The following is a 24,043-nucleotide window of genomic DNA, read 5'->3' on the forward strand; positions in this document are numbered from 1 at the left end:
TCAAGCCAAATTTTTAGACCAATGGATATTTTTCGTAAACAAACCAAATCTAGATTTCCCTGGATAATGGCTGTTATCATCCCTCTAGGATTAGCAGCTATTGGTGTACCATTTTATTTCGTAGCCACTCAATCAAATTTTCGCTTTCAGTCTACCGAGCAGAGTGATCCCATCCCCGCAGTTCCCCAAACACAACCTGTCAATCAAGTTGTAGTGGCTTTGGGACGCATCCAAACCAAGGATAAAATTATTCAACTATCAGGGCCATCTATTCTGCAAACGGCTAGGGTGGCTCAACTCCAAGTTAAACAAGGAGAACAAGTCAGTCGCGGCCAAGTGATTGCTGTGCTGGATATCCTGAACCAGCAACGAACAGCTGTAGAAAAAGCCCAACAGAATGTTAAAGTTGCCCAAGCCCAACTTAACCAAGTCAGAGCCGGAACTGTTAAACAAGGGGAAATTGCGGCTCAACAAGCACGTATAGCAGATTTACAAGCTCAATTTCAAGGATCTGTCAACACTCAAAAAGCTCAGATTGCTCGTTTAGAGGCAGAATTTAAAAATGCCCAAACCGAATATTCACGGTTTCAATCACTATACGAAGAAGGAGCAATTTCTGCTGTTACTAATGATAGTAAACGCTTGGCAGTAGAAACTTTACAAGCTCAAGTTGATGAAGCCAAAGCCAACCTGAATCAAATTTCATCGTCATTTCCTAGTCAAATTAAAGCAGCTCAAGCTGAGTTAGCACAGCTAAAAGAAGTGCGTCCTGTGGATGTACAAGTTGCTCAAGCCGAATTGGAAACAGCACTTGTATCTGTTGCGGAAGCAAAAGCAAATTTAGATTTAGCTTATGTGAAAGCACCTGTAGATGGAAAGGTTTTGAAAATCAACTCTTTCCCTGGGGAAACTATTAGCGAAAATGGCATAGTACAACTAGGACAAACTCAAGAAATGTTCGTGATTGCCGAAGTTTATGAAACTGATATTAATAAACTTAAAATTGGACAAAAGGCTGCTATTTCTAGCAATGCTCTTGCTAGTGTTTTAACAGGAAAAATAGAGCAAATTAGTAACCAAATCGGCTCAAGAAATATTCTCAGCAGTGACCCTGTTTTAGCATTAGATTCTAGGGTGGTAGAAGTTAAAATTCGCCTAGCAGATGAAGATATTGCTCAAGCTGCAAATTTCATCAATCTACAAGTGGATGTCAGAATTGAAACTGATTCAGATAAAATCGCCAAGAATAAATAATCATGAGTTATAAAACACCCATTGCCTGGCTACAATTAGTTCACCGCAAGACTCGATTATTAGTAACAATAATTGGCGTGACTTTTGCTGTATTATTAATGTTTATTCAGTTAGGCTTTAGAGATGGACTTTTTGAAGATTCTGTAACTATCCATAAAACATTACAGGCAGATTTAGTCTTGATTCATGCTGATACTGAACGGTTTTTTGAAATGAAACCATTTCCTAGACGTTATCTATATAATATTTCTGCAATTAATGATATAGCGTCAGTCAATCCTTTTTATTTTGGTATTGGTGATTTAAAAAATCCTGAAACATTCATTAGTAGACCCATTGCTATTTGTGCATTTGTGCCTGATCAGCCTGTATTCAATTTACCAGAAGTAAATCAGCAAACGGAAATTCTGAAAAAACAAAATACAATATTATTCGATAGTCTTTCTCGACCTGATTATGGTTTAATTGCTGATAGCTTCATCAAATCTGGAAGTTTACCGATAGAACTATCAAATAAGCAAACAACAGTAGGGGGACTATTTTCTCTGGGTGGGGGAGTTATGTCTGCTGATGGTCTGATTATCACCAGTGATTTAAATTTTTCTCGACTCTTAAATCAACCGTTAGAAAAAGTTTACATGGGAGCTATCAAACTTCAACCTGGTGTGGATGCCAAAAATATTATCAAAGAAGTCTCTAAAACTCTTTCCCCAGATGTGAAAATAATGACTCTAGCAGAATTTATGCAGCTAGAAAAACAGGTTTTAGCGCAGTCTACACCCATTGGATTTATTTTTAACATGGGTACAGTAATTGGTTGTGTTTTTGGGGGAATTATTGTTTATCAAATTTTGTATACACAAATTTCTGATAGTTTATATATCTACGCAACTTTTAAAGCAATCGGATATGCAAATACATTTTTAATCAAAGTCGTTTTACAGCAAGCAGTTTTCATGTCATTAATTGGATATATCCCTGGATTTAGTTTTTGTTTATATATATACAATTTTGTTGAAAATGCCACTCGCCTACCAATGCACATGAGTTTTGATCGAGCATTAATAGTCATATTATTGACCATGATTATGTGTTCCCTTGCTAGTTTATTAGCTATGAATAAACTGCGTTCTGCCGATCCAGCAGAGTTATTTGGATAAATTATAAATTATAAATTATAAAATTTTACCTAAAAACTTATGTATCAAAATTCTGTTATTTCTATTCAACATCTAAACTACTACTTTGGTAGAGGTTCATTGCGTAAACAGGCTTTATTTGATGTTAATTTATCAATTAATTGCGGTGAAATTATAATTTTAACTGGCCCCTCTGGCTCAGGTAAAACAACTTTATTAAGCCTGATCGCAGGGTTGCGCTCTGTTCAAGAAGGTAGTATCAAAGTTTTAGAACAAGAACTTTATCGGATAAGTAATCAAAATTTATTACACTTACGTCGGAAAATTGGCTATGTTTTCCAAAAGCATAATCTAGTACCCTTCTTAACTGCTTCTCAAAATGTCCAAATGACCTTAGAAGTATGTAAGAATCTTTCTAAAAAAGAGATGCGTTCTCGTTCAGCCGCCATATTGGAGTTAGTCGGCTTACAGCAACGCCTTGATTATTATCCAGAGCAACTTTCTGAAGGACAAAAACAACGAGTAGCATTTGCTAGAGCTTTAGTAACTCAACCCCAGCTAATTCTTGCTGATGAACCTACAGCTTCTTTAGATAAAAAAAGTACCAATTCTGTAGTAGAAATTTTAAAAGATTTTGTCAAACATCAAAATTCTTCAGTCTTATTAATTACCCATGATAATCGCATTCTAGATATAGCTGATCGGATTATTTATATGGAAGATGGTCATTTAAAGAATGAAGTTAGGGATGTCTCAAATAACCGTATAAACTAAGGTTAGGCTTAACATCTCAACTATTAGTTATGTAGTCAAAGCTACATGCCTTAATAGGCATCACCAAAATTGTGTGAGAACCATTCATTTTTGCTAAAAGAATTGTTTAAGGTATCACTGTGCCAAAATGGGAAAATTGTATGCTGAGACTAAAACCTATATTACATAAGTATTTCAGTGATACTTAGGGCTTGCTGAAAAAGTAATAAAAAAGCAAGATCAGGATTGGTTAGTTATTCAAGCAAGCCTTACCATAGAGTAAAAATAGGGAGTATCTCAGAATTGTTAGAACAAATGAACTAGCAAGTGGAAATCAAAATCAGCGAAAATAAGGGAAGAAATTAATCCCGACTCATATCCCCTTGTCTAATGAGTAATGACTTCACAACTTCAGCAAAAGTAAGGAAAAACCACAAATGAATTTCCCCCGTGGGCGGAGAATTTTAGTTAGTTTATTGCTGTCAGTTCTACTACTAACTACAGCCTGTACTCCTCAAGAAACTGGACGTTTTGACCAGGTTCAACAAGAAAGTACTCAACAAAAAAGAGGTCAAGCAGTTGTTGACACTGCTACTCAAGGTGGAGAATTTAATAAATTTTTCCCTACTACTGGAGACGGCTACGAGCGAGTATTTACCCAAGAGAAAAAAGGTTTTGCTGAAGCCAAGTTAAAAAGAGATGGTCAAGATTTAGCCATGCTAGCTATTTCTGATACCGCTAGCACACCCACAACAGCAGCCAGCTACTCCAATAGCACCAAAAAAATTGCTGGTTATCCAGCGCGGGAAATTGGCAAAACTCAAACCGCAGTACTGGTAAATAATCGCTACCAAGTTAAGGTATTGTCTCGTGATCCTTCATTTACTGCAAGCGATCGCGCCGCCTGGATCGAGAAATTTAATCTTGATGGTCTGGCTCAATTGAATTAAAACAACTCAATTAGGAGATTTCTGTGAATAAACCAATTTTTGAGTTGGTTGATGAATTGCCAACCAGTGGTTTAACTGTTTCCATGTTAAACTCCCTCGATTTTGTCGCTCCTGGTCAATGGCAAAATACGGTCGGCTTTGTCAACACTATTAAGACTGTTACTGGTGAAACTGACGAAGATTTAATTCAACAGATTGGCGAACGAGCGATTTATCTCTACAATGATCGTTCCCAAGGATACCAACGAGCTATGTGGCTTTATCAAACTGTTGACAGAACAGATAAAGCTTTGGGTGCAGCAGCATTGGCTAACAAAGTTGGTGAAAAAATTCCTTTATTGGGTTTTTTAAATAACTTAACTCCCAAGGCCGACAAAGCTCAAACTATTGATTTATCTTTGAAATTAGTCACAGAATTGGTGGCTTTCTGCCAAATTAACGGCATCCCTGGAGATAGTATCGGCGATTTTGTGGCGTCTTTGAGAGAATATAGTGGTGAGTCACTGATTCGCATGGTGGCTTTAGTTTGTGTTGACGGTTTAATACCCCTAGGGCCCAACTTCATCGATAAGGCATTATCTGGAATCAATCAGATGAATCCCCAAGAGTTGGAACAAAATTCAACTTTTCAAGGTATCAAAGATGCCATACCAGGAAACAATGCTGGTAGTAAATTAAACTTTATTGGCGAAAGCTTTGACTCCGTTAAAGGTTGGATGAATGGGTTAGTCACTACCAACAACTTAACTCCCCAAAAAGTAGTGGGCAATTTACAAAGTTTCGTCCAACTAGCTGATGATAAGTTAGACTACCTAGCGGCGTTCTTGGATATGTCCACAAATTATTACGAACACACAGGCACACAAACTTTAGCACGTCGCTTAATTGAACGTGCTGTAGCGGAAATTTAGCTCAATTAATATGTGGAACAGGCATCTTGCCTGTTCTGGGCGGGCGAGGACACCCTTTTTTATGTACCAAATGAGTCGTGTTAGTCCACTGCTATAATCACTTTACAGCCAACTGCAAATCAGCTGCGATCGCCGACAAGTAAGGTTGAAAAATTGCTAAATTTTCTAATCGCTCAAACTTACCTGTGACAGCACCGGGGTCAAAGGCTGTAGTAATTACATAAAGATTAGTACCATCAAAGGCAACATAACCGATGTTTTGCTCTTTTACTGCACCATCTTTCTTGATACCGACAAAGCCGTAGCGTACTCCTGTCAGCTTACCAACTGATGCCTGTTGTGGTGGGTGTGCTGAGAAAACAGTGTCATTTTTATAGGTAACCTGGCGGTCTTTAGCTAAAGCTGTCTTGAAGTCTGCAACCCAAATATTAAGTGCTGTTAATAGTTGCTTTTGATAATCAGAACTTTGGTAATTCACATTTGTATCGAGTGGAATACCCGCAGAAATTAAATTTTTCTGGAAATCTGGATGATTTTTAACTGGATAAACGCCAATTTCCACTGTACCCAAAAGTTTTCCCTGGGAGGAGACACACAGCAGAGGGGCTGTTCCCTCACAAGGAGCAACTACCCAACCATCTGGAGTAGGAGTACTACCCAAAACCTTCTGCCAAATATTTCCTGTTGTCGCGTTGGCGCCCAGTGCAGAATTGCTTTGAGGCGGAGTGTTTTGAGTTGGCGTTGTCACAGATGATGGTTTGTCTACAACCGCATTAGAAAAATGGGGGAGAACAAACTTTGCTCCCACTGGCATGAAAACTAATAAAATAGCACCGATAAAAAGATGATAAACTCGTAACATTTTCCTGATAATCCAGAGCCAGAAATTGGAGACTAATGGTATCCACAACACCTTGTGAGTATACAGGAAGATACATCTTTATTGCTTTTAGTTCCGCAAAGACAATAAATTATGTTTGTCTCAATTAGTTACCCCCACTGTAAATTTTATGTCCATTAAATAATTTTAATCCAGGCTTCAGTAACGTCCACCACCACCACGGCGGTCATTACCGCCCCAGCTACCACCACCACGAGGCGAACTTCTTTCCTCACGTGGTTTGGCTTTGTTCACTTTTAAGTCGCGTCCCATCCACTCAGCACCATCAAGCGCTTCGATGGCGGCTGTTTCTTGTACATCTGTTTCCATCTCTACGAAAGCAAAGCCACGAGGACGTCCTGTCTCCCGGTCGGTTGGTAACTGAACACGATTAACTGTTCCATATTCCGCAAACGCCTTTTTCAGGTCTTCTTCAGTGACCTGATAGGATAAGTTACCGACATAAATTGACATAAAATGTCTCCGAATTTAGAGAAGTGTAGAGATTAAATTCGGAGAAACGCTTTTTAGAAACCAAAATGAGTTACTCAATCGAACGTAATCTTTCTATCCACAAATATAACATACCCTTTAAATATTTCTTCATACGTAATTAGATTATAAAATAAACTTTTGCGTATGTTTTTTCAGCTTTTAATAGCAAAGCTTATATGTCTTCCCATCTATCAAATGTATGAATATATAATGAGTATTAACAAGCGATCGCTACTTAATATAAATACTAAAATTACGTACTAATTAACACATTGATTTTGTGCAAAAATATCAACTACAAATTGCCCAATTTATCACCAGCAAACTTTGCTAATAACCTTGTTGCTGACTCACAGAGAATCTGGTGATGCTGACCATTACTGGCAAGTAACCCACCCCATTGATTGATATCTCCGGTATTGTACTGTAACAAACTGCCATCAAAGTGGGTAAACTTACCACCAGCTTCTGTGAGAATTAATTCTGGGGCTGCTAGATCCCAGTCTTTAGGGGCCGACTTGCCAGAAAAAGAAACGTAGATATCTGCTTGTTGCTCAACAATAGCGGCAATTTTACAACCTATACTGCCAACAGATTTGTAATTGCCACAAGGTAAGTTTTCTAATAAGTAATTTAAAGATTCATTGCGGTGAGAACGACTAGCAACGACGATTAAATCTTCAATGCGTTTAGTTGAAGATAGTTGTATGGGGACACATCCATGATGGGTTTCGACAAATGTACCGCCGCCTATAGTGGCAAAGTATAATTTTTCTGCCTCTGGGACTGCGACTACGGCTAAAACTGGACGTGTTTCTTTGACTAAAGCCATGTGAATGGCATATTCCCCGGTTTTTTCGATAAAATCTCGCGTACCATCTAAAGGGTCAATAATCCACACCCACTTGGCAGTTTCTCTACTGAGTTGTGATTGATAGGTTTCTTCACTGATATAGGCAAACTCTTCATGCCCTAAAGCGGCTTGTAACTTTTCCAAAATGTATTGGCTAACAGCTATATCTGCAACAGTCACAGGTTCATTCTGTTTATATTGCACAGCTAAATCAGGGTCTTTTGCAGTGCCGTGGTAGTACGATCGCAGTATATCTGATGCACCCCAACCCACTTCACGGGCGATCGCCAATATTTCTTGTAAGTCTTTCATCTATTCACCCTTCTATCCAGCGACGTGTACCAAAACATCGACATGACTCAGCAGCAATGTTGGCTGCTTGTGCCAGAGCATCTGTAAAACTTCCCTGTAAAATGTAATGGCAGAAAGCACCGTGAAAAATATCACCAGCACCTAGTGTATCAACTGCCGTAATCTCCGGTACATTTACACTGCCAATTTTCGTGGAACTTAAATATTCAATGGGTTTTTCTCCGTGGGTAATGGCAATGTGGGGAATGTCAAATGCACTTAAGTAGGCAAAAACGTCTGCGTGGGTGTGGCAATTGGGGGGATAAAAATTAGCTGAACAAATAGCATAATCGACAAACGGCAAAATTTCTGCAAAACCTGGTTTCCAACTGCCACCATCAATCACAATGGGGATATTTTGGGCTTTGGCGGTTGCGGCTAGACTACGGCTCACTGCCATTTGATGTCCATCAATCAAGAGGATATCGGTATTTTCTAAAATATCAGATGGGATGGATGTACTACTAGCTTGAGTTTTGACAGCATTCATCGACACTATAGCCCGTTCACCCGTAGCTTGAGTGATAATAATCGAAGAAACAGGCGGTGCTGTACTCATATTAGGAGCCAAATCAGCGATGGCAACTTGGTAATTTGCCAAATCTCCCCGAATTAGTTGCGTCATTGGGTGAGAACCCAGTACACCTAAAACTTGCGCTTGATTACCTAAATAACTGAAAGTTACAGCCGCATTTGTTGCTGGCCCACCTGCTGCTAAAGTATAGTCAGCAGCAACAATCTTCTGATTATTCCTAGGGGCAGAATCAGCGAGGTAAATCAAATCTAAGGTGACTAAACCCACAAACAACCCACGCGGAGACTTGAGATTAGTCATAACAATACCTTAGCCAATTTCTCAAAAGCCCCACATGAAAGTCTGGGGCTACATAAGCAAAGCCCACCTCTTTCAAGCTGCGGAGTCAGCCTTTGTTTGTACAGCCCTACTCTTCTAAAGTGAGGGCGTTTTGGCGAAGGTATGATCATTATTAACCCGTTACGAGCGCTGATTTTCTCACTCATGCAGACTGATCCTCAACCAGGAACACTTTACGTTGTCGGTACACCCATTGGCAACCTGGAAGATATGACCTTTCGGGCGGTGCGAATTTTACAAACTGTAAATCTTATTGCCGCAGAAGACACCCGCCACACAGGGAAACTATTGCAACATTTTCAAATTAAAACACCCCAAATAAGTTACCACGAACACAATCGCACTAGCCGCATCCCAGAATTATTAGAGCAGATGGGGAACGGCCAGGCTATCGCTTTGGTGAGTGATGCGGGAATGCCGGGAATTTCTGATCCTGGTTATGAACTGGTGACAGCTTGTATTGCCGCAGGAATTAGAGTAGTTCCTATTCCTGGTGCGAGTGCCGCAGTCACAGCCTTAAGTGCAGCAGGCTTACCCACAGACAAGTTTGTATTTGAAGGCTTTCTCCCAGCCAAAGGACAAAAACGGCGGGAATACTTAGAATCCCTTGAGACAGAATCTCGCACCTTAATTTTCTATGAATCACCGCACCGCTTGCGAGATACTTTACAAGACTTAGCCACAGTTTGGGGAAGCGATCGCCAAATAGTCATGGCACGAGAGTTAACTAAATTGTACGAAGAATTTTGGCGGGGAAACATTGCTGAGGCGATCGCTCATTATAATCAACGTGAACCCCAAGGCGAATATACCCTAGTTGTGGCCGGAACTCCCGCCAGCCAACTCCAACTTTCGGAGGCACAACTGAAAGCCGAATTACTACAACTCATGAGTCAAGGAATATCGCGATCGCAAGCTAGCCGTCAATTAGCAAAAATCACCTCTGTTCCCCGGCGTCAACTCTATCAACTAGCTCTTTCTCTAGTCTTAAGTCCTGAGTAAGATCATTCACTTCAAGAAACTATTACTCCGTGGATATATCTAATTTAGGTTAAGTATATTAATTTCCCATGATACGTGAAAAATTCCGGTAATGTAGGTTAGTCCTTGTCCACCAAAACCCAGATATTCTGTGAAAAGCCCACCATATGTATATTTCCGAAATTAAAATGAGTTCTATTTTTAAGATAAATTTTACACAAAATACCGTACATTTTCAAAAAATTAAGTATAATATGTTTTAAATTCGCTTCAGCCAGTAAAATCTAAAAAATTATGGGCAGGCTAGTCATCAAACTTCTAGGTGTAATCCTACTTTTTGCAGGCATCTACTTTTTTACTCAAAACATCATATTTGTTAGCGGTTACTACTCAATTTTCTCCCGCAGATTACCTGCTACCATTTCAGTTTTAGCAATTATGGCAGGAGTGTTTACACTATTATTTTTCCGTAAAGAAACTAGTAATCTCGGATGGATTTTATTAGTAATAGGTATCGCTCTAGTTTTCTTAAGCGGGGGCGTAATTTTCCGCTCCACTAGCTTGTGGAATTTATTGCTTGGTTTTGCCGCATTAATATCTGGATATAAATTATTAAATGAGGGCAGAATCAACTTTTAATATAGACAACGTGACAAGATTTTTTTGCGAATATCGTATAAAAAGACACGTTTTTTTATACGATATTCCATAATTCACGGATCAGCCTAGACATTTTTTGGTGGCAAATACAGTTGACTGAAGCCACTTGAGACTGTAGTACAGGCAATAAAAGTTAAGATATAATTGCCCCATCCTCCGTACTGCACTGAGAGTGCATTCAGGCACTAGCATAAATTGACAGCTAAGTGTTAATTGCGCCCAACAGAAGTACAAATAAACTGCCTTAAAGCAATGAATCGCCTCTTATTCTGGTTTCATCCTGGAGGTGTTTTGCTAACTGTGAGGCTACTATTACAATGGAAACTATTGATTTTGAGGAAACAGGAAGAATGACCCAAGTGCTTCTAGGCGAAAATGAAGGTATAGATTCAGCTTTGCGTCGCTTTAAACGCCAGGTCTCTAAAGCTGGTATTTTGGCTGACGTAAAGTACCATCGGCACTTTGAAACCCCGTTGGAAAAGCGCAAACGTAAAGCTGTATCAGCTAGACGCAGCCGACGTTTTAAATAAACCTATTTGGGTTGGTACTGGCGTTGCTAGAGGAGATACCTTAAATAAGCGATCGCACTGTACCTTATATTCTTACATAAAATTCAGTAATATACCTTCATCCCATTATTGAAAAGTGAGGGTATATTACTTTGTCTAGTTATTAAAAACGACAATAATTGGCGGTTAACCTGTTTTTACACGACAAATTACCTGCAAATAGTTCCAAATGCGGCAGTGGACTTTGAAGGGGCGGGTTTTGCGAATAGGGTTGGACGACAGATTAGGTTACGATATAATTACACACACAAAGTGTTGAACAATTGGGAGGAAACCATTATCGTAATCCAAAAGCAACTAATTAACTCGCAAATCAAGTCACCCCAAGTCTTCTTGATTGACCATGAAAATAATAATCGTGGTTTGATCGATACTTTTGAGGCTCTACAGTTAGCCGAGAACCTGGAGCTTGACTTAGTTGTAGTATCCGAAGGCAAAGACGCTCCAATAGCAAAGATTCTCAACTACGGTAAACTTCAGTATCAAAAGAAAAAGCGTCAAGGGCAAAGTGCTAGACCGACGGTCAAGGAAGTCCGGCTACGTCCCAACATCGGTGTGGCTGATTACAACTTACGTATCGAGCAAGCTATTGGGTGGTTGAATAAAGGCGATTCAGTTAAGTTTGCCATTCGGTTACGAGGGCGAGAAAATCAATATCGGGAACAAGCTGGAGAATTGTTAGAGCGGATTGCAACTGCCCTCAGCCAAGTAGGTAAAGTCCAATCACTGGATAAACGTTCACTAGTTGCTCAAATCATTCCTGCATAAACTAACCCGCAGCATAGATGGTGGGGAATTTCACATAACGATGAAAGGCAATAGGTAATAAAAAAAGCAGGCCACCGACACTGGTGTCCTACTATGCCGATTTGTAGCAACTGCCGTTAAGTGGTGTTGGGCTTTTAACGTACCCTCGGATACAAAAATTTTTGTCCGCAGTACAGTTTAGAAACTAACTTCTCCTGGCGGTAGACGCTACCTCATTGCCTATTCATTCGTATCACCCCAGACTTTAAATCTGAGGGGTTATAAGTTGTAGCTTAAGACAAGCTAACAATTCCTGACCATTGGACTTTTTTCTGTTTTTCCCGACGATAAGAAAAGAAATGTTCTGGAGTTTGGTAAGTACAGTAAGGAGCGATCGCTATTTGTTCGCCACTAATACCCAAACTTTCCAGTTGTAAAATATTCACCCGCCGCACATCTAAACGAACTTTACCTGGATCGGGGTCTGTTAATAAAGGTGAATTTGGTAACTCATGCAAAGCATCCACAATCTTTTGTTCCCCTTCATGGGGTGTAATGCTAGCACCAATTTCCGCCGCCACCTCCACAGAAACTTGATAAACCTCACCGGCAATCGCTGGGCCCATGACAATTCGTAAATCATCTAATTTGCTCCCTTGTTCTCGCAGTCGAGCGATCGCACCAGGAACAATTTTCGCGGCTGTACCCCGCCAACCCGCGTGCAGTGCAGCTACTCTGCCAGTTTTCGCATCCCCAATGAGTACAGGCGTACAGTCTGCACTAGCCACCCACACCGCTTGTAAAGGCTGTTCACTAATTAAACCATCTGCCGCAGCTAAGTCAGAATCGTCTTCACTAGTCTGGCTGTGGATTTCTTGTGGCGTCAGAACTATATTGCCATGTACTTGTTTCAAGCGATAAGCTGATGCCTCTGGGTGCAGCACATTTGTCAAATCTTCAGGCGATCGCGGCCAAAACTGCTGAGTAAAGAAGCCGTGATGCCAATCTTTTAGCAAACTACAAGTAAGATAGGGTAGTCCTTGCCAATCGTGCCAGTGCCAAGTGTGCATCTTGAACCAAACCTAAACAGAAATCAAAATCAATCAATTCATGCTAACTTGAACAACGGGATTTCGGTTAACTGCTGTGGGATTTGATCGGCAACTCTTGGAAACTGCCCTAAAAGCAGGGCTTAGGTATACCTCTTTACCATTTTCCTTACATATTTTTGAAAGTGTTTCCTCTACTAATCAGATTCTTTGGGACTTGCTGAAACAAGGAACTGATGCAAATCCTGTAGTTATTGCGACTCAGCAAACTGCCGGTAGAGGACAATGGGGTCGTCAGTGGATTTCTCACACTGGAGGACTATACCTTTCGATGGGTATTTTTCCTAAACTAGAAGCTATGGATAGTTACCAGCTCACCTTAGCTAGTGCTTGGGGAATAGCAGCTCAATTGCGTCAGTGCGGCGTAAGTGTGGGCATTAAATGGCCCAATGACTTAGTGTTGCATGGTCGCAAGTTAGGCGGCATTTTGACGGAAACAAAAGTCCATAATGGACAGATCATACAAGCAGTAATTGGCGTTGGTATTAACTGGGCTAACCCAGTACCCGATACTGGCATCAATTTAGAAACCTGGCAAGCGTCCCAGCCTACTAAGCTCATCTCTTGTCTGGAAATGCTCACTTCCACAGTTTTACTGGGAATACAATCCGGGATAGAGTGTCTTTGCCAAGAAGGAGTAAGTGTACTCTTGTCTCTATATTTAGATTTATTGACAAATATGGGTGATAAGGTATACATCAATAATCTTTTAGGCACTGTGGTGGGCGTAACTTCTCAGGGAAATCTACATGTATCTTTGGAAACTCATGATCCAAATGACATAAAAATACCAGAACTTTATGTTGAACCCGGTACAATCAGTTTGGGTTACCGTGAATCTTCTGTTTCATATTAGGTTTGTTAAAATTTCGCTCTTTGGGCAAGACAAACCACTGACATCATCTCTTTAGGCTAATTTAAAACAACTGAGAGAAACAATGACGCAGCGCCATAAATCTGCCCATCACAACTTACACAACTCCTCAAAAATCAATATTTACGGGAAGCTACTGCATCTCTATGCATCTACACTACCAGCACAGAGTTTTTTTGTGCTAAGTAGCATCAGCTTCTTTGGCAATTTAGCAATTGTTCATGCAGAAACATCAATAGATAATATTGTTCCCACTGTTGAAAGTTCCCAACCAGCAGTCGTTATACCAAACCCCGTAACAAAAGATACTGTTTCTTCAGCACCATCTCGACCACAACCCCAGGTTAATAACAGCCAAGCTGAACTCATACAGAAACTACGCAAACCAGCGGCTTCCCCGACACAACAGCCAGCTAGCCAGGCTAAACCCCAAGTAGAGGTTTCACAGCCGAGAAGCAATCCCACTGCTAGCCAAGCTAAACCCCAAGTAGAAGTTTCACAGCCGAGAAGTAATCCTAGTGCTAGTCAGGCTAAACCCCAAGTAGAGGTTTCACAGCCGAGAAGCAATCCTAGTGCTAGTCAGGCTAAACCCCAAGTAGAAATTTCACAGCCGAGAAGCAATCCCAGTGCTAGTCAGGCTAAACCCCAAGTAGAAATTTCACAGCCTAGAAGCAATCCTAGTGCTAGCCAGGAACAACCCAAAACTGAAATAGCAAAACCTACAGCACCTCGCACCTTGCCAGAAAACCTGCCAGAAGTTGCCCAACCAGGCAACAACTCAAACAGCACAACGGCAGGGAAAACCAGGGATTATAATAACGCTTATATTGACCCTACCCGTTACAACAGCGACACTGCCGCTACCTATCAGGCACCTAGCTCTGTAGTATTGACAGAACGCTCTAGTGGTTGTCAAACCGTTTTACCATCTGGGCAGAGTGTCTCAGGCAATAATTGTGCCCAAGCACCAAAGCAACCTAATCAGCGAGTAGCTAATTCTGGTAACCAAGCAGCACCCAACTGGCTTAAATCTAGTCAGAATGCTCAGGTGGCAAACGTTCCACAAGTTCGTCAGGTAGCCACTACTGGCAACAATACTCCGAGAAACAACACCAGTAACAACAACACATGGCGTCCTCAGCAGACTGCTGCTGGTAGCGTCACCAAGACGGCATTGCGCCCTAATCGCTTTATCCCGAACCCTAGCGATTTTGCCACTACAACCGCGAATGCATCGCCCATCGCACCAAGTGGTGAAACTCTACCCCCACCAATGGCAGCAGGTAATATTGCACCTCGTGTCAGCACAGTGGCTTATGATTTTCCACTAGCATCAGTACTGCCCCAAATTCCCTTCACCGGGACACTCGCCTATCGTGGCGATGGGGGAATGATGTTTCCGCTTTCCATACCTGCCCGTATTAGTTCTGTATTTGGTTGGCGGACTCATCCCATCACAGGCGATCGCCGTTTCCACGCCGGTACAGACTTAGCTGCACCCATGGGTACACCAGTAGTAGCAGCCGCTAGAGGTCAAGTCAACACAGCCGGTTGGTTAGGTGGTTATGGTTTAACCGCAATAGTGAACCATGATTCTGCTCAACAAACCCTTTATGCTCACATGTCAGAACTATTTGTTCAACCCGGTCAGGTGGTAGAACAAGGAACCGTCATTGGGCGAGTAGGCAGCACTGGTAACTCCACAGGGCCTCACCTGCACTTTGAAGTCCGCCATCTCAAACCAGAAGGTTGGGTTGCTGTTGATTCAGGCGTGCAATTACAGGTTGCCCTCAGTCAGTTGGTAGAAATTTTGCAAACAGCTCAATTACCACAGCAACCAGGTAGCTAGGACAAGGGGACAAGGGGACAAGGGGACACGGAGACACGGAGACAAGACTTCCTCATCTCCCACTCCCCACTCCCGTACCCTTCGGGAAGCTACGCTCACGGCGAAGCCTACTCCCTACTCCCCACTCCCCACTTTCTACAAATATCCGTGTTCTGCTAAAAATGCAGGTGTAATCATATCTTTTGACAGGTTTTGCTGACCAGGATTGAGAAATTTTTCCACATATTTGCCAAGAATGTCTCCTTCTAAATTCACCCAACTGCCAGAGACAAGAGAACTGAGATTGGTTTCGGCATAGGTGAGGGGAATTACCGCCACTGTGAACTGAGATAATTCTGGCTCGTATGCGGCTACTGTGAGGCTGATACCATTCACCGCAATGCTACCTTTGGGGACAATATACCGCGCGATCGCTTCGGGTGCAGTAAAAGTGATTTCCCAAGAACTAGCCGTTTGTGCAGCTGCTACCAATTGACCGATACCGTCTACATGACCCATGACAAAATGACCGCCGACTTTGCCACCTACCCGCAATGAAGCTTCTAAGTTGACGTATCTTTGTTGTGTTTGCTCATCTTTTAGGGTTGTGCGGCGTAAGGTCTCCGGTGAAGCGGTGGCGATAAACCCATTGTTTAAAATTTCTTCTACTGTCAAACAAACACCATCTACAGCCACGCTGTCACCATAAGCTAAATCCTGCATAATGACATCAGAAGACTGATTCGCACAAGTAATTTGCCAAGAATCACCCCCTAAGGGTTTCAAGGTTCCTAAGGCTTGGATTAATCCTGTAAACACGGCTTTTTTCTAAAACTTACTCTATTTATTGCCTAATTTCGCCGGAAATCCACTGTAATTCTCACAATAATGCAGAATCATTTAGGTATAATTTCTGACTGTTTTTATTATAAGGTTCTTAACACATTCGCATCTCTCACAAGGCATACTTGGTTAAGAAGGTTATTGTCTAGATAGACCACTTTGACTTACTCTGGTGTTCACCACAAGTTCGGAGTTTAATAGAAGCAATTATAGAGAACAATGCTTATGTTTATTCCCACCCCCAGGTTACCCCAAAAATGGGTATTATTTGTTACACAGCGACCAATCGCTCACAGGATTGTAGAGGCTTAGGCAATGATTGAAATGAAAGTCGCTGGCATAGCATTAGATGCCATAACCCGCAGCCCGATTGTACTTTTGAAAGATGCCTTAGATCGACGCGCTTTGCCAATTTATATTGGACAGGAACAAGCTAGGGCAATTATGGGCGCGCTAGAGAATCAAAAGCCTCCCAGGCCTTTAACCCACGATTTAATTGTGAGTCTTTTAGAGTCATGTTCTATGATTCTCGAAAAGGTAATTATTCATTCCTTACAGAAGGATACTTTTTATGCAGCATTAATTGTCCAGCAGGGCGAAATCAAAAAAGAAATCGATGCACGTCCTAGCGATGCGATCGCCGTCGCCCTCCGTACTAATGCGCCCATCTGGGTAATGGAAGAAGTCGTTGCTGAAGCGTCAATTCCTGTTGATCGCGATGCTGATGAAGCAGAACAGCAAGCCTTCCGGGAATTTATCTCGAATCTTCGTCCTGAAGATTTAATTAAGCGTTTCGGTAATGGCGACAGCTAAAACCAGGCTTTAAGTGATGCAATACCGACGCTTTGGAAAAACAAACCTACGCCTTTCGGTTTTTTCGTTGGGAACAATGCGCTATTTAGCTGATGCTGACAATGCCCAGCAGACAATTGACCAAGCTTTAGCGCTAGGAATTAATCATTTAGAAACAGCCAGAGGCTACGGTAAAAGTGAGGATTATCTTGGTGCAGTTATCAAAGGTGGATTGTCAGTTCCTCGTTCCCAGGTTTACATCACCACCAAAATTCCGCCTACAGCTGATGCTGATAGTATGCGTCGGTGCATCAATGAATCTCTAGAACGATTACATTTAGATTATTTAGATTGCCTGGGTATTCATGGCTTAAATACTTGGGAACATCTCAAGTGGGTGCAAGCCAACGCTGGCTGCATGAAGGCTGTCCAGGAAGCTGTTGATGACGGTCGCGTGCGACACGTTGGTTTTTCTACCCACGGGTCATTAGATATAATTCTGGCGGCAATAAATACAGATTTTTTTGAATTTGTCAATCTGCATTATTACTATTTTTGGCAACGCAATGCACCAGCGATTCAGCTAGCAGCTGAAAAAGATCTGGGCGTTTTTATAATTTCCCCGGCTGATAAGGGAGGACGACTCTATACGCCACCCCAAACTTTGAAAGACCTGTGTCAGCCATATTCACCCTTAGAATTAAATTATCGATTTTTACTGAGTGATCATCGCATTACTACCCTGAGTGTCGGGCCAGCTATCCCAGATGAATTAATAGAACCTTTACAAGTTGCTGATAGTGATGGTGACTTAAAATTAGAAGAAGTTTTAGCTTTTCAGAGGTTAGAAAAACAACAACAAGCTATATTAAAAACTGATAAATGTAGTCAGTGTTTTGCTTGTTTACCTTGCCCAGAAAATATCAATATTCCCGAAGTATTGCGATTAAGAAATCTTGCTGTAGCTTATGATATGACCGACTATGGCAAATATCGTTACGGTATGTTTGAAAATGCCGGTCACTGGTTTCCGGGAATGAAAGCCAACCGTTGTACAGAGTGCGGGGACTGTTTACCGCGCTGTCCTGAACAGTTAGATATTCCTGCTTTGTTGGCAGATACTCATGAAAAATTAAACGGTAAAGCTGGTAGAAGATTATGGGAATAAGTCAATAGTTAAAAATCAAGGTTACTTAAGCGATCGCCTGCCTGATCTCATGACCAAGTTAAACTATTTGTAGACATCGCTACTGGAAAGAACTATGCAAGTAACGCAACAGCGATACTATACCCCAGAGGAATATTTGGCGTTAGAGGAAGCTGCTGAATACAAAAGCGAATATATTGATGGGCAAATCATACCAATGGCAGGCGGCACAATTAATCATAACCAAATAGCGCTCAATTTAAGTACTGAGTTAAATTTTGCATTCAAAAAGCAAAGCTACCGAGTTTACATGGGTGATGTTCGTCTATGGATACCCCAAAAAAGTATTTATACTTATCCAGATGTGATGATTTTGGCGGATGAACCGGAATTTTTCAACAATCGTCAAGATATAATTCTCAACCCACAGGTGATTGTCGAAGTTTTATCAAAATCAACCACGGGTTATGACCGAGAGAATAAATTTGAGTCTTACCGCACAATTTCCACGTTCCAAGAATATCTGTTAATTGACCAAACCCGGATTCATGTAGAACAATTTTCTAAGACTGGGAAAAAACAATGGTCGTTGCGTGAGTATGATGAGGAAGATGAAGCGATCGCACTGGCAACTGTACCCTTTGAAATTTCTCTACAAGACTTATATAACAAAGTACAGTTTGAGCCTCTGGAGTCGGCAGGTGTAAGGGCTGATTTTGAAGGATAAAAAAGGGTAGACGTTGAGATACCACTAATGAATACTATCAAGATTCACTTAGTTGTTGGCATTGATCACGTTACCCTATCTGTGTTTTATACCGAGGCTGATTGCTGGGAATTTCGGTTGATTAGTCCTGGTGGTGCAGTGTTTGGCCAGGGAAAGCTTTACTATACGCCTGAAGCTGCCGAAAAAGCAGCGCGAGAGTGGATACAACAAGGCAATTAAATCAGCCTCATTAAACCTTGTTTATTTTGAGAATTATAGTTTGCAGTCAAGATTATGAGATTGCTTCTTGAGGTCGCAATGACAAAAACTTCACTTTTTACGATGGACGAAGTTTAATTTCCCGTTTCGGCAAGTGCTTCTAGATGAAATGCCAAATTATTCAGCGCCATTTCAATTTCGGAACTATATGGAATGCTGCGCCATCTGGGGGTGGTTGCATTATCCATTGCTGTTGTTTCCAGATATTGAGCAACAACCATGAGTTTTTCGGGATCTGTCCCTGCTGTTGCCAAATTTTCTAAAAATTCTTGAGGTGTCATGGATTCTGAGAATTTCATTATTGCAATCAGAATAACTACTGCATCACAATAAGTCTGTTCACAATACTCATGTTTTCCAGACTATAAGCTAATGACTAGCGATTACTTTCAAAATCCGCAATTCTCGCTTCAATCTCCTGAACTACTAGTGTCCGCAGGTAATAATGATTGGAATAGTGACCTTTACCAAGATAAGCACGCTTTTGTCTGGCAATATGGCGAAGATTTGCTGAAATTGCTCAACCCTAAACCTGGAGAATATATTTTGGATCTAGGTTGTGGTACTGGACAACTCACCGAAAAGATTGCTTTGGCTGGTGCTGAAGTCATGGGAATTGATAGCGCCCCGGCGATGATTGAAAAGGCCAAGCAAAACTATCCTCATTTATTATTTAATGTTGCTGATGCTAGAAGCTTTCAAGTAGATCAGACGTTAGATGCAGTATTTTCCAACGCGACCTTGCATTGGGTGAAAGAACCAGAAACTGCGATCGCCTGCGTGTATCAAGCACTGAAACTAGGAGGACGTTTTGTGGCCGAGTTTGGTGGTAAGGGCAATATCCAGGCGATCGCTCAAGCTTTATATACTGCTTTAGAGGCAGTTGGTATGTCCGCGCAAACACTTAATCCTTGGTATTTTCCTAGTATTGGTGAATACGCTACACTACTAGAACAGCAAGGCTTTGAGGTCGCTTATGGCGTTTTGTTTGCTCGTCCCACTGCCTTAGCAGAGAAAGAAGCAGGTATGGCAAACTGGCTGCAAATGTTCGCCAGCGCTTTTCTAACAGGATTGTCTCCTGACCAACAAACACAAGTCATTCGTCAGATAGAGCAGTCCCTCAAACCAACACTATATAGTGAGGGTGCTTGGACGGCAGATTACAAAAGACTCCGCATTCTGGCCTTTAAGATTTAGCACACACAAACAGCGATTAATTAGGTAAATTATTAATATGTAGTCAAATCTATTACCCGTAACTCATCAGCGAATGGAACATTAATCCAAAATCGCCAATGGTATTCTTTTATGATTAAACACAAACTACCTGGCCGCCAGATATCGCTCCCCCTGCTAAATAACTCAATTAAATTAAATTTTTCACCTGTTTCCCATCAAGCGCAAAGCTTTGACTTACCATTTCCCCGAAGGGGGATGAGGTCTATTTTATCTTTGTGGAAATTAACCTACTTAACTATTAGTCTGAGTACAATTTCTTTTTTAGCAGCCTTACCCTCGCCAGCACAAACATCCCCAGTCCCATCACCTTCGGATGCGCCTCTGGAACTAGCCTTATTAACTCAGCCCAATGGTACGGTGATAACAGCCAGTACCATTGACCCAGAAGGTTTAACTACACCTAGTTTGTGGTGGGCAAAAGAAAATTCCGAAAATAGGTTGTTGGATAACTGGATCGCCTATCCAGCATCTGAGAATGAACCAGCCAGAGTAGACCTCATCGTCAATCAGCAAATTTGGAGTGTGCTGGAATATCTAGAACGTTACCATTTTGTGAATTACTTGGGTAGCAGTGCCAGAAGAGAAGGTTATAATGTCCGGGTTTTTAATTATCAGCAAGACCTGTTGGCAACTTATACTTGTAACTTTGTGACAAGTCCAGCATCATGCCGTATCCAGATGAATACACAAAACCGATTAGGTCTGTTGCGTTCACTTTAAATGGCTATGCTTGTTTTATTTGGGTGAACACAGCCTCATACTGCTTAATTACTTCCGGAGGTAACGGGAGTAAAAATTCACTTTGGTTGAAAGTTTCACGATTACTTTGTAACAAACCTCTAAACGGTTGTTGAATATCCGCCGGGACAATATCGGGAAAAATTGGCGAATTACTTCTCGTTAGTACAGAAATTTGCTTGGCAATATTTGGTTGCCAACAAAAATCAATCCACTGAGATGAGATAGTATCTTGGGCAGCCTTTGTCGGACGTACCCATAAGTCTGCCCACATTGCCGTTCCTGATTGTGGAATAATTGCACTTAGTTGGGGATAACGTACCAAAACTGGCATGATATCGCTTGACCAACCAACTGCTAGCCACGTATCTCCAGTAATTAAAGGTTGTAAATAGTTATTGGAACTGTAGAACTTCACTTGTTGGTTGAGTGTGCGTAGTTCCTGTTCTAAATCGGGTACGGTGTCTAAATTCTCTGTATTGTAAGAGTTTCCTAGCTTTTTCAAAACCAAACCAATGACTTCTCTAGGTTGATTAAGTAAAGAAATCCGCGATCGCAATTCATTTCGCCACAAATCACTCCAATCTTGCGGCGTCAATCCTAATCTTTGTAATCTTTCACGATGATACACAATCATCGTACTTCCCCAACGGTAAGGAGCCGCCCACACTTGTCCTTGAGTGTCTGGGTTACCCTGATCGTTGCGCGTTACTAATTGTTGCCATCTTTGATCCAAAGCAGTCCAATTTTTTAACTGTTGAATGTCTGGCTCTGTCAACGGTTGAATTAGTTTCTGCTCGATAGCTGCTCTTAGCCAGTAATCACCCAATGTCACCAAGTTAGATGCCACAACTGTTTCTGACTGCCCAAAGGGTAAAAAACGTGTCCAAACTGGGTCGTTAGTGGTGTTCGGTTTCTGCTCCCAACCTTGCAATTGCTTAAATATCTCTTGTATCTGCTCAACTGGGGCAAACTGTAACTGCACCCGTTGCTGTAAACTGCGGCGAAATTGACTAACTACTTGGCTGGGGATAGAACCTTGGAGTAGCCGGACATTGAGTTCTGTTTGGTTACCACCACCACACCCAACCAGCAGTTGTGAAAGTGCCAGTCCACTTGTGCCAATTAAAAAAGACCGTCTATTTAATGATGTGGGGTTGGGAATTGGGAATTTCGGATTATACATGATAAAAATTGCACCCTTGAGCGCTTATTTAGCCATATTTTCAGGATAGTGCTGTCAAAATTGAGCTATTGACTATTATCAGAGTATTTTTCCGAAAATAGCTGGTCATGACTTTGTTTTTCTCCATAATCATAAAAATTATTTAGTTATATTTATAAGTAAATACTTAAATAACATATTCCCACAAAGCTTTTGAAAAATTAAATAATTCATAAGTATGGTTAAGATCACCAGTAAATTGAATAACATAAAGAAAATATGCGGACAAGGGTATTAAATGGAGCCATTACAACAGCAAATCCTGACTTTGAGTGATAAACTAGATGCCCTCTGTCAGGTGATAGAGCAACTTGACGGTAAAGTCGCTCAAGCTTTCTCAGAGTGTTCTTTAGCAAATACCCAAGCAAAAGATAATAATGTAGAAAATAGTGATGCAGGCAGTCGCCAGTTCAAAAAACACATCAATTTTCATTCTGAGATGGAACATAAAGATGTGTTGACAGATGGCATTTATTTAGACACGAATAGGCAAGGTGGAGATGCGGGCATAACACCAGAAATTCAAATACAAAGACTGACAGCACAATTAACAGCAGCCTACAATCGCATTGCAGCTTTAGAAGAACAATTAATGAAAGAAAGAATCCATTAAATTTGCTAATTATTCAATAGTCAATAAATTGAAAAATTAGCCGGAATCTATATGAGTCCGGTGCTTTTGCTATTGACTATTGAATTGGCTGAGTCGCTCAATCTGAGATTCAACAGCAGCTAAAAGTTGATCTTGCTGCCAATTGTGACTAAGATCAGCAGCGATGCAAGCGGCTCCAGCTCCTACACCTTCTTTAACAAAGCCCCGTTCATAAGCTTGAAGTTGAGGATAGCGAGAATCCGCAAAACTTAACTGAGTAGCAAATAAACAAGGAACTGTCTTACCTAGACTAAGTGCTAAATCAACAGTATTTCCAGTTGCATCTTCTGCTACCCAACGAGTCGTACCAACAACAACTTCTGCTGCTTGCCAAGCTAGATCATAAGCTTGGGCGATCGCACTCATTAAAGCATACACCGCCAGCATTTGCGTCCCACCTGCCAACATGACACCACAACTGCGACTAGCTGCGATCGCCATTCCCGCCACCACCACTTGCATGGGATCACCCACAGCAGCAACGAGCCTAAGGGGATCTATTGAGGCAGATGATGGTGATAAATCTTCCCCCCTGCTCCCCTGCTCCCCTGCTCCCTCTGCTCTCATCCTCGCCAAACCAGCTTGCACTACTTTCCACTTTTGCTCGTGGTTACAAATAGGGTGACTACTGTTGACTTTTCCATCTGCGTCTATACCCAAGCCGGTTAAAATCGCCAGGGCGGTGGTAGTCCCTCCCACGACACACTCACTTAAAATTACATACCCTTGTTGAGTATTAGCCGCCAGACGTTCTCCCCACAGTAATCCTTGTTTGAGCAAGTGGTGTACTGTACTCAATTCCATAGCCGCACCTCCACTTAAGCATTTAGCGGCATTACCACCTAAATCAATAGCTGGTACAGCAGGAGCATGGGGTAAACCAGCATTAAATAAATAAATGGGAATTTTCAGTGCTTCAACGACAGCACGAGAAATTAACACAGGCGAAGCACCTGCTGTTAACGGTGGTAGAGGATACAAAGGTTTTTTTTCTGGGCCATAGTATAAAAACTCAGCATCAGCACAAGCAGTATATTTTCGGTCTTCTGGAGTGCTACCAGCTGCGGAAATTCCGGGAATTAAACCAGTTTCAGTAAAACCCAAAACACAAGCAAATATAGGTAAACTACCGCGATACTTATCAATCCATGCTTCACCTTGTTGAATTTGGGTATAAATCCGCACCATAATTTT

27 protein-coding genes are annotated in these 24,043 nt (G+C 41.5%); 18 read left to right on the forward strand and 9 right to left on the reverse strand.

Annotation, left to right across the window (positions count from 1 at the left end):
- Nucleotides 1-66 precede the first annotated feature (66 nt).
- From ACM0OT_RS00370 to ACM0OT_RS00390, 5 genes are all read left to right on the forward strand, one after another.
- The gene (locus ACM0OT_RS00370; RefSeq protein WP_414561761.1) at nt 67-1,254 is read left to right on the forward strand and encodes an HlyD family efflux transporter periplasmic adaptor subunit; all 1,188 of its coding nucleotides are present in this window, start codon (nt 67-69) and stop codon (nt 1,252-1,254) included.
- 2 nt (nt 1,255-1,256) lie between these two features.
- Nucleotides 1,257-2,414, forward strand: coding sequence for an ABC transporter permease DevC (devC, locus tag ACM0OT_RS00375; protein ID WP_414561763.1), 1,158 nt, complete (start codon nt 1,257-1,259; stop codon nt 2,412-2,414).
- Nucleotides 2,415-2,453: 39 nt separating this feature from the next.
- Nucleotides 2,454-3,167, forward strand: a complete 714-nt coding sequence (locus tag ACM0OT_RS00380; RefSeq protein ID WP_414561764.1) for a DevA family ABC transporter ATP-binding protein — start codon at nt 2,454-2,456, stop codon at nt 3,165-3,167.
- Between the two features lie 416 nt (nt 3,168-3,583).
- Nucleotides 3,584-4,096 carry a hypothetical protein gene (locus ACM0OT_RS00385; RefSeq protein WP_414561766.1) on the forward strand — a complete coding sequence of 171 codons (513 nt, stop codon included), beginning with the start codon at nt 3,584-3,586 and terminating at the stop codon, nt 4,094-4,096.
- A gap of 23 nt (nt 4,097-4,119) precedes the next feature.
- Nucleotides 4,120-5,007 carry a hypothetical protein gene (locus ACM0OT_RS00390; RefSeq protein WP_414561768.1) on the forward strand — a complete coding sequence of 296 codons (888 nt, stop codon included), beginning with the start codon at nt 4,120-4,122 and terminating at the stop codon, nt 5,005-5,007.
- A 97-nt stretch (nt 5,008-5,104) separates the two neighbouring features.
- On the opposite strand, the gene ACM0OT_RS00395 is transcribed toward ACM0OT_RS00390, so the two are convergent.
- The 4 genes from ACM0OT_RS00395 to ACM0OT_RS00410 all read right to left on the reverse strand — a co-directional run bounded on the left by ACM0OT_RS00395 (nt 5,105) and on the right by ACM0OT_RS00410 (nt 8,421).
- Nucleotides 5,105-5,869, reverse strand: coding sequence for a hypothetical protein (locus tag ACM0OT_RS00395; RefSeq protein ID WP_414561769.1), 765 nt, complete (start codon nt 5,867-5,869; stop codon nt 5,105-5,107).
- A 177-nt stretch (nt 5,870-6,046) separates the two neighbouring features.
- Nucleotides 6,047-6,361, reverse strand: a complete 315-nt coding sequence (locus ACM0OT_RS00400; protein ID WP_414561770.1) for an RNA recognition motif domain-containing protein — start codon at nt 6,359-6,361, stop codon at nt 6,047-6,049.
- Between the two features lie 316 nt (nt 6,362-6,677).
- Complete coding sequence (locus ACM0OT_RS00405) at nt 6,678-7,547, reverse strand: 3'(2'),5'-bisphosphate nucleotidase CysQ family protein (RefSeq protein WP_414561772.1); 870 nt, start codon at nt 7,545-7,547, stop codon at nt 6,678-6,680.
- Between the two features lie 4 nt (nt 7,548-7,551).
- Nucleotides 7,552-8,421 (reverse strand): sugar kinase, encoded by an 870-nt coding sequence (locus ACM0OT_RS00410; RefSeq protein ID WP_414561774.1) that lies wholly within the window; start codon nt 8,419-8,421, stop codon nt 7,552-7,554.
- A gap of 183 nt (nt 8,422-8,604) precedes the next feature.
- Here ACM0OT_RS00410 and rsmI point away from each other — a divergent pair, with 183 nt between their 5' ends.
- The 4 genes from rsmI (at nt 8,605) to infC (ending at nt 11,438) form a co-directional block, all read left to right on the forward strand.
- Nucleotides 8,605-9,462 (forward strand): 16S rRNA (cytidine(1402)-2'-O)-methyltransferase, encoded by an 858-nt coding sequence (rsmI, locus tag ACM0OT_RS00415; protein ID WP_414562226.1) that lies wholly within the window; start codon nt 8,605-8,607, stop codon nt 9,460-9,462.
- Nucleotides 9,463-9,735: 273 nt separating this feature from the next.
- Complete coding sequence (locus ACM0OT_RS00420) at nt 9,736-10,080, forward strand: hypothetical protein (RefSeq protein ID WP_414545912.1); 345 nt, start codon at nt 9,736-9,738, stop codon at nt 10,078-10,080.
- A 371-nt stretch (nt 10,081-10,451) separates the two neighbouring features.
- Nucleotides 10,452-10,631 (forward strand): 30S ribosomal protein S21, encoded by a 180-nt coding sequence (gene rpsU / locus ACM0OT_RS00425; protein ID WP_414561776.1) that lies wholly within the window; start codon nt 10,452-10,454, stop codon nt 10,629-10,631.
- Between the two features lie 291 nt (nt 10,632-10,922).
- A complete protein-coding gene (gene infC / locus ACM0OT_RS00430; protein WP_414561778.1) occupies nt 10,923-11,438 on the forward strand; it encodes a translation initiation factor IF-3 in 516 nt (171 codons plus the stop codon).
- A gap of 272 nt (nt 11,439-11,710) precedes the next feature.
- Here infC and pgeF read toward each other — a convergent pair whose 3' ends face one another.
- Nucleotides 11,711-12,487 carry a peptidoglycan editing factor PgeF gene (gene pgeF, locus ACM0OT_RS00435; protein ID WP_414561780.1) on the reverse strand — a complete coding sequence of 259 codons (777 nt, stop codon included), beginning with the start codon at nt 12,485-12,487 and terminating at the stop codon, nt 11,711-11,713.
- Nucleotides 12,488-12,563: 76 nt separating this feature from the next.
- Between pgeF and ACM0OT_RS00440 the strand changes: the two genes are divergently transcribed.
- Nucleotides 12,564-13,382, forward strand: a complete 819-nt coding sequence (locus tag ACM0OT_RS00440; protein ID WP_414561781.1) for a biotin--[acetyl-CoA-carboxylase] ligase — start codon at nt 12,564-12,566, stop codon at nt 13,380-13,382.
- A gap of 82 nt (nt 13,383-13,464) precedes the next feature.
- The gene (locus ACM0OT_RS00445) at nt 13,465-15,249 is read left to right on the forward strand and encodes a peptidoglycan DD-metalloendopeptidase family protein (RefSeq protein ID WP_414561783.1); all 1,785 of its coding nucleotides are present in this window, start codon (nt 13,465-13,467) and stop codon (nt 15,247-15,249) included.
- A gap of 135 nt (nt 15,250-15,384) precedes the next feature.
- Here the strand turns inward: ACM0OT_RS00445 and ACM0OT_RS00450 are convergent, their stop codons facing one another.
- The gene (locus ACM0OT_RS00450) at nt 15,385-16,047 is read right to left on the reverse strand and encodes a riboflavin synthase (RefSeq protein ID WP_414561785.1); all 663 of its coding nucleotides are present in this window, start codon (nt 16,045-16,047) and stop codon (nt 15,385-15,387) included.
- Nucleotides 16,048-16,386: 339 nt separating this feature from the next.
- Here ACM0OT_RS00450 and ACM0OT_RS00455 point away from each other — a divergent pair, with 339 nt between their 5' ends.
- The 4 genes from ACM0OT_RS00455 (at nt 16,387) to ACM0OT_RS00470 (ending at nt 18,956) form a co-directional block, all read left to right on the forward strand.
- The gene (locus tag ACM0OT_RS00455; protein ID WP_414546601.1) at nt 16,387-16,884 is read left to right on the forward strand and encodes a bifunctional nuclease family protein; all 498 of its coding nucleotides are present in this window, start codon (nt 16,387-16,389) and stop codon (nt 16,882-16,884) included.
- A gap of 16 nt (nt 16,885-16,900) precedes the next feature.
- Nucleotides 16,901-18,031 carry an aldo/keto reductase gene (locus tag ACM0OT_RS00460; RefSeq protein ID WP_414561787.1) on the forward strand — a complete coding sequence of 377 codons (1,131 nt, stop codon included), beginning with the start codon at nt 16,901-16,903 and terminating at the stop codon, nt 18,029-18,031.
- Between the two features lie 94 nt (nt 18,032-18,125).
- On the forward strand, nt 18,126-18,737 hold the full coding sequence (locus ACM0OT_RS00465; RefSeq protein WP_414561789.1) for a Uma2 family endonuclease: 612 nt from the start codon (nt 18,126-18,128) through the stop codon (nt 18,735-18,737).
- A 27-nt stretch (nt 18,738-18,764) separates the two neighbouring features.
- Complete coding sequence (locus ACM0OT_RS00470) at nt 18,765-18,956, forward strand: hypothetical protein (protein WP_414561791.1); 192 nt, start codon at nt 18,765-18,767, stop codon at nt 18,954-18,956.
- A 113-nt stretch (nt 18,957-19,069) separates the two neighbouring features.
- Here ACM0OT_RS00470 and ACM0OT_RS00475 read toward each other — a convergent pair whose 3' ends face one another.
- A complete protein-coding gene (locus ACM0OT_RS00475; RefSeq protein ID WP_414545496.1) occupies nt 19,070-19,276 on the reverse strand; it encodes a hypothetical protein in 207 nt (68 codons plus the stop codon).
- 91 nt (nt 19,277-19,367) lie between these two features.
- Here ACM0OT_RS00475 and ACM0OT_RS00480 point away from each other — a divergent pair, with 91 nt between their 5' ends.
- Nucleotides 19,368-20,192 carry a methyltransferase domain-containing protein gene (locus tag ACM0OT_RS00480; RefSeq protein WP_414561792.1) on the forward strand — a complete coding sequence of 275 codons (825 nt, stop codon included), beginning with the start codon at nt 19,368-19,370 and terminating at the stop codon, nt 20,190-20,192.
- 237 nt (nt 20,193-20,429) lie between these two features.
- On the forward strand, nt 20,430-20,954 hold the full coding sequence (locus tag ACM0OT_RS00485) for a hypothetical protein (protein WP_414562228.1): 525 nt from the start codon (nt 20,430-20,432) through the stop codon (nt 20,952-20,954).
- Between the two features lie 4 nt (nt 20,955-20,958).
- Here the strand turns inward: ACM0OT_RS00485 and ACM0OT_RS00490 are convergent, their stop codons facing one another.
- A complete protein-coding gene (locus ACM0OT_RS00490) occupies nt 20,959-22,158 on the reverse strand; it encodes an extracellular solute-binding protein (protein WP_414561794.1) in 1,200 nt (399 codons plus the stop codon).
- 277 nt (nt 22,159-22,435) lie between these two features.
- Between ACM0OT_RS00490 and ACM0OT_RS00495 the strand changes: the two genes are divergently transcribed.
- Nucleotides 22,436-22,810, forward strand: coding sequence for a hypothetical protein (locus ACM0OT_RS00495; protein WP_414561796.1), 375 nt, complete (start codon nt 22,436-22,438; stop codon nt 22,808-22,810).
- A 69-nt stretch (nt 22,811-22,879) separates the two neighbouring features.
- On the opposite strand, the gene cobT is transcribed toward ACM0OT_RS00495, so the two are convergent.
- A complete protein-coding gene (gene cobT / locus ACM0OT_RS00500) occupies nt 22,880-24,037 on the reverse strand; it encodes a nicotinate mononucleotide-dependent phosphoribosyltransferase CobT (protein ID WP_414561798.1) in 1,158 nt (385 codons plus the stop codon).
- Between the last annotated feature and the right edge of the window lie 6 nt (nt 24,038-24,043).

It is taken from the genome of Anabaena sp. CCY 9613, from assembly GCF_963920895.1.
Lineage (GTDB): Bacteria > Cyanobacteriota > Cyanobacteriia > Cyanobacteriales > Nostocaceae > Cyanocohniella.

Excerpts from the sequence above, each read along its gene's own strand:
- pgeF (WP_414561780.1), bottom strand. The coding sequence starts at position 12,487 with ATGCACACTTGGCACTGGCACGATTGGCAAGGACTACCCTATCTTACT.
- ACM0OT_RS00370 (WP_414561761.1), top strand. The coding sequence starts at position 67 with ATGGCTGTTATCATCCCTCTAGGATTAGCAGCTATTGGTGTACCATTT.
- ACM0OT_RS00385 (WP_414561766.1), top strand. The coding sequence starts at position 3,584 with ATGAATTTCCCCCGTGGGCGGAGAATTTTAGTTAGTTTATTGCTGTCA.
- ACM0OT_RS00445 (WP_414561783.1), top strand. The coding sequence starts at position 13,465 with ATGACGCAGCGCCATAAATCTGCCCATCACAACTTACACAACTCCTCA.
- ACM0OT_RS00460 (WP_414561787.1), top strand. The coding sequence starts at position 16,901 with ATGCAATACCGACGCTTTGGAAAAACAAACCTACGCCTTTCGGTTTTT.
- ACM0OT_RS00420 (WP_414545912.1), top strand. The coding sequence starts at position 9,736 with ATGGGCAGGCTAGTCATCAAACTTCTAGGTGTAATCCTACTTTTTGCA.
- ACM0OT_RS00470 (WP_414561791.1), top strand. The coding sequence starts at position 18,765 with ATGAATACTATCAAGATTCACTTAGTTGTTGGCATTGATCACGTTACC.
- ACM0OT_RS00380 (WP_414561764.1), top strand. The coding sequence starts at position 2,454 with ATGTATCAAAATTCTGTTATTTCTATTCAACATCTAAACTACTACTTT.
- cobT (WP_414561798.1), bottom strand. The coding sequence starts at position 24,037 with ATGGTGCGGATTTATACCCAAATTCAACAAGGTGAAGCATGGATTGAT.
- ACM0OT_RS00410 (WP_414561774.1), bottom strand. The coding sequence starts at position 8,421 with ATGACTAATCTCAAGTCTCCGCGTGGGTTGTTTGTGGGTTTAGTCACC.
- rpsU (WP_414561776.1), top strand. The coding sequence starts at position 10,452 with ATGACCCAAGTGCTTCTAGGCGAAAATGAAGGTATAGATTCAGCTTTG.
- ACM0OT_RS00455 (WP_414546601.1), top strand. The coding sequence starts at position 16,387 with ATGATTGAAATGAAAGTCGCTGGCATAGCATTAGATGCCATAACCCGC.
- ACM0OT_RS00405 (WP_414561772.1), bottom strand. The coding sequence starts at position 7,547 with ATGAAAGACTTACAAGAAATATTGGCGATCGCCCGTGAAGTGGGTTGG.
- ACM0OT_RS00395 (WP_414561769.1), bottom strand. The coding sequence starts at position 5,869 with ATGTTACGAGTTTATCATCTTTTTATCGGTGCTATTTTATTAGTTTTC.
- ACM0OT_RS00480 (WP_414561792.1), top strand. The coding sequence starts at position 19,368 with ATGACTAGCGATTACTTTCAAAATCCGCAATTCTCGCTTCAATCTCCT.
- ACM0OT_RS00485 (WP_414562228.1), top strand. The coding sequence starts at position 20,430 with ATGAGGTCTATTTTATCTTTGTGGAAATTAACCTACTTAACTATTAGT.
- ACM0OT_RS00495 (WP_414561796.1), top strand. The coding sequence starts at position 22,436 with ATGGAGCCATTACAACAGCAAATCCTGACTTTGAGTGATAAACTAGAT.
- devC (WP_414561763.1), top strand. The coding sequence starts at position 1,257 with ATGAGTTATAAAACACCCATTGCCTGGCTACAATTAGTTCACCGCAAG.
- ACM0OT_RS00475 (WP_414545496.1), bottom strand. The coding sequence starts at position 19,276 with ATGACACCTCAAGAATTTTTAGAAAATTTGGCAACAGCAGGGACAGAT.
- ACM0OT_RS00490 (WP_414561794.1), bottom strand. The coding sequence starts at position 22,158 with ATGTATAATCCGAAATTCCCAATTCCCAACCCCACATCATTAAATAGA.
- ACM0OT_RS00465 (WP_414561789.1), top strand. The coding sequence starts at position 18,126 with ATGCAAGTAACGCAACAGCGATACTATACCCCAGAGGAATATTTGGCG.
- rsmI (WP_414562226.1), top strand. The coding sequence starts at position 8,605 with ATGCAGACTGATCCTCAACCAGGAACACTTTACGTTGTCGGTACACCC.
- ACM0OT_RS00400 (WP_414561770.1), bottom strand. The coding sequence starts at position 6,361 with ATGTCAATTTATGTCGGTAACTTATCCTATCAGGTCACTGAAGAAGAC.